At 63.7% G+C, this 9059-nt stretch carries 9 protein-coding genes; 4 read left to right on the forward strand and 5 right to left on the reverse strand.

Annotated features, from left to right (window positions below; all coding sequences use genetic code 11):
* Positions 1–190 precede the first annotated feature (190 nt).
* Positions 191–712, reverse strand: a complete 522-nt coding sequence (locus tag ACZO3G_RS13995) for a spore maturation protein (RefSeq protein ID WP_276873711.1) — start codon at positions 710–712, stop codon at positions 191–193.
* Positions 709–1296, reverse strand: coding sequence for a nucleoside recognition domain-containing protein (locus ACZO3G_RS14000; protein ID WP_276873708.1), 588 nt, complete (start codon positions 1294–1296; stop codon positions 709–711). Before ACZO3G_RS14000 ends, ACZO3G_RS13995 begins: the two co-directional genes overlap by 4 nt.
* A 169-nt stretch (positions 1297–1465) precedes the next feature.
* Here ACZO3G_RS14000 and ACZO3G_RS14005 point away from each other — a divergent pair, with 169 nt between their 5' ends.
* A complete protein-coding gene (locus ACZO3G_RS14005; protein ID WP_101549176.1) occupies positions 1466–1711 on the forward strand; it encodes an AbrB/MazE/SpoVT family DNA-binding domain-containing protein in 246 nt (81 codons plus the stop codon).
* A 105-nt stretch (positions 1712–1816) separates the two neighbouring features.
* On the opposite strand, the gene ACZO3G_RS14010 is transcribed toward ACZO3G_RS14005, so the two are convergent.
* The 3 genes from ACZO3G_RS14010 to ACZO3G_RS14020 all read right to left on the reverse strand — a co-directional run bounded on the left by ACZO3G_RS14010 (position 1817) and on the right by ACZO3G_RS14020 (position 4783).
* Positions 1817–2872: a DUF975 family protein gene (locus ACZO3G_RS14010; protein ID WP_276873703.1), complete on the reverse strand. Its 1056-nt coding sequence runs from the start codon at positions 2870–2872 to the stop codon at positions 1817–1819.
* Between the two features lie 109 nt (positions 2873–2981).
* Entirely contained in the window at positions 2982–4064 is a 1083-nt protein-coding gene (gene leuB, locus ACZO3G_RS14015) for a 3-isopropylmalate dehydrogenase (RefSeq protein WP_101549172.1), read from the reverse strand.
* Between the two features lie 77 nt (positions 4065–4141).
* Positions 4142–4783, reverse strand: a complete 642-nt coding sequence (locus ACZO3G_RS14020; protein ID WP_101549170.1) for a histidine phosphatase family protein — start codon at positions 4781–4783, stop codon at positions 4142–4144.
* Positions 4784–4954: 171 nt separating this feature from the next.
* Here ACZO3G_RS14020 and ACZO3G_RS14025 point away from each other — a divergent pair, with 171 nt between their 5' ends.
* From ACZO3G_RS14025 to ACZO3G_RS14035, 3 genes are all read left to right on the forward strand, one after another.
* A complete protein-coding gene (locus ACZO3G_RS14025; protein WP_101549168.1) occupies positions 4955–5662 on the forward strand; it encodes a helix-turn-helix domain-containing protein in 708 nt (235 codons plus the stop codon).
* 374 nt (positions 5663–6036) lie between these two features.
* The gene (locus ACZO3G_RS14030; RefSeq protein WP_486847350.1) at positions 6037–7500 is read left to right on the forward strand and encodes a hypothetical protein; all 1464 of its coding nucleotides are present in this window, start codon (positions 6037–6039) and stop codon (positions 7498–7500) included.
* A gap of 24 nt (positions 7501–7524) precedes the next feature.
* On the forward strand, positions 7525–8229 hold the full coding sequence (locus ACZO3G_RS14035; protein ID WP_101549164.1) for a response regulator transcription factor: 705 nt from the start codon (positions 7525–7527) through the stop codon (positions 8227–8229).
* The last annotated feature ends 830 nt before the right edge of the window (positions 8230–9059 follow it).

The following is a 9059-nucleotide window of genomic DNA, read 5'->3' on the forward strand; positions in this document are numbered from 1 at the left end:
GGCAACTACGCCGCTCAATGAGCGGTAAGCCTAAGGGGTCGCTGTCGGTCGGCCACCGACAACCTCCGCCGCTCCCCGAGCGGCAAACCTAAGAAAGCCCCCTGTCGGCGGGCAGCCGACAACCTCCGCCGCTCCCTGAGCGGCACATCTGAAGCGCCCCGAAGGGGCGCGAAGTCCTCCGAGCGAAAGCTCAATAAAAAAGAATCTTCACAGCAAGCGCCGAAAGAAAAAACCCGGAAATATCCGCGCTGAGGGCGGCGGGGATGGTATGCCGGGTATTTTTGATGCCCGCCGCGCCGTAATAGACGGCGATGGTATAGAAGGTGGTTTCCGTGGAACCCATCATGACGCTGGCGATGCGGCCGGCGAGGCTGTCTGGGCCGTGGCTGCGGAGGATGTCGTTGAAGATCGCCATGGCGCCGCTGCCCGAAATGGGGCGGATGAGCGAAAGGGGGATGACCTCGCGGGGCAGGCCGAGCAGCTTTCCGATCGGTTCGAGGGCAAAGGAGAGCAGATCGAGGCCGCCGCTGGCCTTGAACATGCCGACGGCGACGACGAGCGCCACAAGGGCGGGCAGGATGTTGACGGCGGTCGTGAGCCCCTCCTTCGCGCCCTCGACGAAGAGGTCGAACACCTTGACGCCGCGCAGAAGCCCGAACCCGACGATCCCGGCGATGGCGAGCGGGACCATCCAGACGCCGACCGCGGTCACGGCCGTTTCCTCCAGAGGGGCGCGAGCAGCCCCGCCATCACGATGCCCACGGCCACCGAGCCGACCGATGCGATCCAGGTGGCGGGCAGGATGTCCAGCGGCGCGGCGGAGCCCGCCTGCATGCGAAGCATCGCCGTGGTGGTGGGGATGAGCTGGATCGAGGCGGTATTGACGACGACGAACATCGCCATATCGTTTGTCGCGGCGCCGTCGGCGCGCTGTTCTTTTGCCATCTCGCACATCGCGCGGATGCCCAGCGGGGTGGCCGCGTTACCGAGGCCGAGGAAGTTCGCGATGAGGTTCATGGTGATGGCGTTCACCGCCTCGCCGTTGGGGCGCAGACCCTTGAAAAGGCGTTTTGTGACCGGAGAGAGCAGGCGGGAGAGCAATTCGGTGAGGCCCGACTCCTGTGCAATCTTCATAAGCCCGCTCCACAGACAGAGCATTCCTGTGAGGGAGAGCACCAGCGTGACCGCCTCTCCCGCCTGCCCCATGGCGGCTTCGGAAAGCTGGGGCATCCGGCCGGTCAGCGCGGCGAAAACGAAGGAAAAGAGAATGATTCCTGCAAAAATAACGTTCATCATACCCGGACACCCCCTATCGGTTCCGTATATGTATATTATACAGTTTATTCTTTTATGTTTCGTTATTCATGACAAATATTGACGCATTTTTCACAAATTCGTTTACAATTTTACAAAAATACGTTATATTGTTAGTTAAAGGCATTTTTGCCGGATAGGGGGTGTATAAATGAAATCTACCGGTATCGTCCGCAAAGTCGACGAGCTGGGACGCATCGTTCTTCCAATTGAGTTGCGCCGCACTTTAGACATTAATGAAAAGGATTCCCTTGAGATCTACGTGGATGGCAACCATATTATCTTGAAGAAATATGAGCCCGCGTGCATCTTCTGCAACAGCGCGACGAATGTCGTCAGCTTCAAGGGAAGAAACGTCTGCGCCGAGTGCATCAATCAGTTGTCTGACGCAAAATAGCTGCGTTGAATGTGTGGGAAGAGAAGAAGTAGTCTTTTTGGGAAACAGAAAAAAGCACAGGACATTGGGTCCTGTGCTTTTCTCTTTCTTTCGATTTGTGACCGGTCAGGCGGGCGCTTTCCCCTCCGGTCCGGAACCGCCGGTTTCCTCCCCGCCCGGCCGCGGCGCGGGCGGTTCTTCCGCGGGCGCCCGGGAGGCCTGCGCCTCCAGGTAGCGGTCGATCTCCGGCTTGTATTCCCGGGTGGAGTCCCCATACTCGTCCACGCCGCCGCTCTCCCCCGTCTGGATGAGGTAGCGCGCGTACATCGCGAGGGAGGCGCTCTGGTAGGGCACCAGATAGAAGCAGATCCCCAGCTGGGCGAGCATCAGAAGCAGGAGCAGGCCCGTGACCTGGAAAAGGTAGAAGGGATCGGAGAAGGGGATAAAGAGGACGAGCAGTGCCGCCAGCAGCGACGGCAGGTACCAGAGGATGAAGGAGAGGGCGAAGAGGAAGACGCTCCCCTTGTAGCCGCGCACCAGCTTCACGCCCTCCCGGATGGCCGCGCGCGCCTTGTAGCCGGGATGCTCGGCGAGCAGGTAGGGGGCGAGGAAATAGCGCAGCCCGACGATGACGATCACGACGCAGGCGATCACCATCCAGACGAGCATGAGCAGCATGGCGAAGGTCCGGGTGGCGCGGCCGGCTCCGCCCGCGACGGAGAGCAGCCCTGTCAGCAGGGCGAGCGGGACGGTCAGCAGGAGGGTCCAAAGGAGCATCCGGAGCCCGATGAGGAAGTTGAGCCAGAGCGCGCGGAAATACCCGGCGGCCGTCTCAAAGTAGTGGAAGATGCCCGTTACGCCGTCCCGCTCGCCGCCCGTGCGGCGGTAGTACCAGCGGATGATCCCCTGCCGCAGCGGGGTCATGATGAAAAAGACGAGCAGCGACACGAGCAGCGTGATCGCGATGGAGGCGGGGGCGATGTTCGCCGCCGCCCGGAAGGCGTTGCCCGTGCCCGAGCGGTTGACGAATTCCGACACGCCGCTCACCTCGCGGATGCCGTATTCCAGCAGGTTGATCAGCACCCCGGGGATCACGGAGATCAGCATGATGCCGATCGCCCTGCCCCAGCTGCCCGCCAAAGCCCGCCTGGCGTTGGTCTTGAGCGCCCTGAAAAGTCCCATTGGTATCCCTCCCTGCGGGAGTCGTCCCGCGGCGGATTACTGATTGCTGTTCATAAGGTGCGCCGAACAGCCCGTTTTCACGCGGCCCGGCGCAAATTTTCCCATCCGCTCACGCGAGCAGTTCGGCGGCCCTCTGGGCGACGAAGCCGCCCATCTGTTCGGTCGTCCACACCGGCAGCCCGTCCCCCCGGATGTCGGGGGTGCGCGCCGTTCCCAGCGCGTCGGAGACCGCCTGTTCGACCGCGCCCGCCAGTTCGGGCAGGTCGAAGGTGTAGCGCAGCATCATCGCCGCCGAGAGGATGGTCGCCAGCGGATTGGCCTTCCCCTGCCCCGCGATGTCGGGCGCGCTGCCGTGGATCGGCTCGTAGAGGCCGAAGGGGCCGTCCCCAAGGCTCGCGGAGGCGAGCATGCCGATCGAGCCGGAGATCATCGACGCCTCGTCCGAGAGGATGTCCCCGAAGAGGTTTCCGGTCACGAGCACGTCGAACTGCGCGGGGTCGCGCACGAGCTGCATGGCGGCGTTGTCCACATAGAGGTGGGTGAGCGCCACGTCGGGGAACTCCTCCGCCACGCGGGTGACCGTCTCCCGCCAGACGCGCGAGGTCTCCAGCACGTTCGCCTTGTCCACCGAGGTCACGCGGCGGTCCCGCCTGCGCGCCAGGCCGAACGCGACCCTTGCGATCCGCTCAATCTCGGGCACGCTGTAGCCCATGATGTCCCTGCCGTGGAGGACCCCGTCCCGTTCAAAGCGGCTGTGCTCGCCGAAATAGACGTCCCCCGTGAGCTCGCGCACCACCATGATGTCCACCCCGGCGCCGACGATCTCGTCCCTGAGGGGGGAGGCGGCCCTGAGCGCCGGGAAGATAGTGGCGGGGCGCAGGTTTGCGTAGAGGCCGAGCGCCGACCGGATGCCGAGCAGGCCCTTTTCGGGGCGCAGCCCGGAGGGGAGGCCGTCCCACTTGGGGCCGCCCACCGCGCCGAGCAGCACGGCCTGGGCCGCGCGGCACTTCTCCACCGTCTCGTCGGGCAGCGGGACGCCGGTCCGGTCGATGGCCGCGCCGCCGAGCAGCGCGTAATCGAGGCTGAGCCCGACGCCGCGCGCGCCGCAGACGGCGCGCAGCACCCGGACGGCTTCCTTGACAATCTCGGGGCCGATGCCGTCGCCCTCGAGCACACAGAGGTTCAGATTCATAGCGTACCTTCTCCTTGTAACGATATTATGTACATTCTAGCACGAAAATGTAAAAAGTCCACCAAAAAACGGCCTGCTTATTCGTCGGAATTGTCCCCCTGTCCGGACGGATAGGGGATCTGCTCGTAGACCTCAAACTTCTGGTCGCGCATCCACATCTGCGCGGAGAGCAGCAGCGTGTACCCCTCGCCGGGGCCCGCGTTCCAGCGCACCGCCTCCCGCTCGGGCAGTCCCATCGCGGCCAGCAGGTTCATGATGAGCGCGCCGTGCGTCACGACCGCCACCGAGGTCACGCGCTCCTCCATCATCCGGGCGAAGATGTACGCCACCGCCTCGACGGCGCGCCCCAGGAGCGCCGCCGCGCTCTCCCCCTGCGGCGGGGCGGCCCCGGCGGGGGCCGCGATCCACGCCCGGAAGGCGGGGTCCTGCTCGAGGTCGGTGATCGTCCGGTTCTCGAACGCCCCGAAGTCGAGCTCCCGCAGCTTGTCCAGCGGTTCGAGCGGGCGGCCCGGGTAGAGCAGCTCCGCCGTCTGCCGCGCGCGCAGCAGCGGGCTTGTATACACCCGCTCCGCCCACGGGTACTCGCAGGTGTCCCGCAGCTTTTCCAGCTGCGCCCGACCCTCGGGACAGAGCGGCAGGTCGGTGCGCCCGATGTAGCGCCCCTCGAGATTCGCCCGGGTCAGGCCGTGCCGGAGCAGATGGATTTTGTATGTTAGCATAAACGAAACGCCCCTTTTTGACTTTTTTTCACAAAACTTTCATTTTCTCGACATGCCCTATTTACAAAAGGTTTTGGTTATTATATAATTTACAGTACGTAAAAGGCCTTTTCCGGGACCTCCACGGGTCCTGAGAGATAGATAAAAAAGGTTCTTGAGGGGTATTGACAAATGAACGCTGACTTTCCAAGGGTCCTGACCTTACTGCGCAAGGAGCGCGGCATCAGCCAGAAGCTCGCGGCATCCAAGCTCGGGATTTCGCAGGCGCTGCTCTCCCATTATGAGAAGGGCATCCGCGAATGCGGGCTGGATTTCCTCATCCGCTGCGCCGATTTTTACGGCGTTTCCTGCGACTATATGCTCGGCCGCTCCCCCGACCGCACCGGCTCCAAGCTGACGGTCGAGGATATCCCGGAACCGGACAGCGTCGGCAAGGAGAACGTCTTCAAATCGGGCGTGCTCCCCGTCCTCAATAAAAAGCTGATTGCCAACTCGCTCAACATCCTCTTCGACATGCTTTCGCGCAGCGCGTGCAAGCCGCTCGTCAACGAGGTGTCCTCTTTTCTGATGCTCGCGGTCTACCGGATGTTCCGGCTGGTCTACGGGGCCAACCCGCGCAATCAGAGCGCGATGTTCACCGTGCCCGACACCGTCGCCCAGCAGTACGCCGACGCCGCCATGCAGGTGTGCAGCGCCAACGCCTATTCGATCGCCAAGGGCGATCCCGCCGTGGACATGGAGCGCATCCCCAACGTGGACCCGCTCTACGTCACCACCGAGGCGCTCTCGCGGGACTACCCGCTCTTCGCTTCGTCCCTTCTCAACCTCATCCAGAATTCCGAGGCCCGCATCGCCTACCCGGCCGCCGGGAAAAAATAGCGCGGGCGTTCCCCATCCGGACCGCGGCGCGCGCCCCGGCGGAGCCATGGGGCTATTTTACCATTTTTTGCGGCGCGGCGCAATCGCGCGGCACAAAATTGAACCGTTTCCGCCTGCCGGGGCCCGTCCGTTCGGACGGGCCCTTTTTAGCGCGGCGGAAAACACGGGGACGGGGCGGGGCCCCGGACCCTCGGCCCGGCGGCGGGGGCAGCGCCCCCGCCGGCGCCGTCCTTGGGACGGCGCGGCCCCGCCCCCGCGCGCGATTGACATCCGCGCCGCAATGGGATAAAATTAGCATAGCTAACTGTGCGTATGCCCGCCCCCGGCGTAACCTTGCGGCGGGCGGGCAAACTCTTTTGAAGGGAGGAACCGACATGCCGCGTATCTCGAAACTGCTCGCCGCGGCCGCGGCGTGCCTGATGCTCTCCGCCTGCACCTCCTTCAGCCCGGCGACCGACGATTTGATGCGCCCGCCCCGGCTGACTCCCGAGCAGCGCGCAATCAACGACGCGCTCGACGACGCGGCGCTCACCCAGAACTACAGCCTCAAATATCCCAAGAGCGGCGACCACCGTTCGGCGTTCGTCTTCCACGACATCGACGGGGACGGCGAGGAGGAGTCGATCGTCTTCTACGAGCCCTCGATCGACAACACCGCGCGCATCGTGCTGCTCGACCGGCAGGACGGGGTGTGGCGGTCGCTCTGCGACCTGCCTGGCGCGGGACAGGACGTCGAGTTTGTCGCCTTCGCGAACATCACCGCCAAGGACGCCTCCGACGTGGTCGTCGGCTGGAGCGGCTCCGACCGGGAGGAAAAGCAGCTGCGGGTCTACCGCTATTCCCCCGCCGACCGCGTGCTGGTGAACGCCTTGGCCGAAGGGGTCTCCCCGGGCTATACGACCTATCTGATCGACGACCTCGACCGCAACGGCCAGGCCGACGTCTTCCTGCTCTCGAGCAATTCGCGCACCACGCTGGAATCCTTCTGGATCAACCTGCTCTCCTTTGATGGCGACGCGGTGGCCATCGTCGATAAAAAGCCCCTCACCGAACGGATCTTACAGTTCGCGGGGGTGACCGCCGGGCGGCTGTCGGCCGGTTCCGCGCGGCGCGCGATCTTTGTGGATGAGCTGGTCCCCGGCGACAGCCTCGCGGTCGGCTCGACCGATATCCTCGTCACCGAGGTCTTTTCGGTGGCGGACGGGGAGCTGGTCCCCGTCATCAGTTATTCGGAGGAGGGCGAGGGGGAAGAGGCGGACTATGACCGGCTCGACCCCGATTACCAGAAGCCGAGCCTCTATCAGATGACCAAGCGCCCCAACACCGCCTCGGGCGCCAACAACCCCAACAGCGTCCCCTCCCCCCTCTGTACCGATATCGACGGGGACCGCGCGATCGAAATTCCCACCGCGCGGCTTCTGCCCGGGTACGACCAGGTGGACGAGGCCGACCGGCTCTACCTCACGGAATATAACCGTCTGGAAAAGGACGAGCTTGTCCGGGTGTTCGCCGCCGCGATCAACCGCGGGGGCGGCTATATGGTCGAATTCCCCCAGCAGTGGATCGGCGCGGTAACGATCGTCAACCAGATGGAGAACGGCGAATGGCGGTTTATCGGCTACAACGGCTCGGACGACCCGCTCAACGACCTTTCGGTTGAGCTGGCCCGCATCCGCGTCGTCTCCCAGAAGGATTACCAGGACAAATTCCTGGAAAATTATCAGAAGTTCAGCGAATCCCGCGGGATGTTCAGCTACTACGGCTATATCCCCGAAAGCCCGTCAAGCCCGCTCGCAATCACATGGACCGATCTGCAGGACATGTTCTCCCTGCTCTGACCGGTAGGAAAGGATGGATTTCACATGAAACGGATTTTGGTGGTCGAGGACGAGGACGTCATCCGCGACTTTGAGGTCATCAACCTCAAACGTTCGGGCTATGAGGTCGTCGACGTCCCGAGCGGCGAGGAAGCCCTCCAGATTTTTGACCGCAATCCCGCCTACTTCGACGTGGCAGTGCTCGACGTCATGATGCCCGGCATCGACGGCTTTGAAGTCTGCCGCCGCATCCGGGAAAAGAATTCTTCGATCGGCATCATCATGCTGACCGCCAAAAGCCAGGAGATGGACAAGGTCAACGGCCTGATGATCGGCGCCGACGACTATGTCACCAAGCCTTTCTCCCCCTCCGAGCTTGTCGCGCGGGTCGACGCGCTCTACCGCCGCGTCGCCATGGCCGCCGAAAAGGCCGCCGCGCCCGCGCCCAATGAGATCAAATCGGGGCCCTTTGTCCTCAATACCAAGAGCCGTACCGTCTCGAAGAACGGCAAGATCCTTGAGCTTACTCAGGTGGAATACCAGATCCTTGAATATTTCTTCAACAATCCCAACACCGCCCTTGGCCGGCAGGACATTCTCAATAAGGTGTGGGGCGAGGGATATTTCGGCGACGTCAAGATCGTCGACGTCAATATCCGCCGCCTGCGCATGAAGCTCGAGGACAAACCCTCGGAGCCCGAATTTTTACTCACCGTCTGGGGCTACGGCTATAAGTGGGTGCAGAAGTAGATTTGCCGCGCTGCGCCCGGCGGGGCATCTCCTTGGATTTTCCGCCCGGCGGACGGAAGGCTTTTTTCACGCCCCTCTGGGGCGCTTAAGATGTGCCGCCTTCGGCGGCATAGATTGCCGGGACCCGCCCCGGCGGGCGGGCCGACTTCTTGCGCGCCCAAGAAGTCGGCGGAAGAAGGGCGCTCAAGGGGACTTCCACCTTGGGCGGCCTGCCCGGGCTGTGCCCGGAGCGCGCTACGCGCGACGGCCGCTCGCGGGCGCTCCGCCCCGCGACCCCGGCTTGAGTCCGCTGCGCGGACCCGGCCCTGCGGGCCGGAACTTTAAGCGGTAACCCCCGGGAATACCTTGCCAGAACCCGCGGACTACCGCCGCTCCCCACAGGTACACCAGCTGAGGGCTCAATTCAGGTTGCGGGCGCACCCAACGGCCGAAGCCGCATAACTCGCCATAATCCACGGCGGAAAACAACGCCCGTTTCGGGCGTTCGCACGCTCTGCGCGTGTGCGCGGCGTAGCCGCGCAGTTTTCCGCCTCCCTGTGGGAGATGCGAGCGAAATAAAAACGGCCGCGCCTCCCCTATGGGAACTCCCGGTACGGTTCCGGAGGCTCGCCGGCAGAGGCATTGCGCCCGCGGCGCGGCGGCGGGCGGGATGCTGTCGCTTGTCCGCTCATCCGTGGACGGGGCGCCGCCGACTTTGGCCGCAGGCCAACCGGAGGCGGCGCGGGGGTCGCAGGGGCGTAGCCCCTCGTGCCCTTCTTTGGTTCCTTTCTTGGGCAAGCAAGAAAGGAACTCGCTGTCGGTCGACTACCGACAAGCTCCACCGCTCACTG

This window comes from Anaerotruncus sp. (assembly GCF_057433415.1).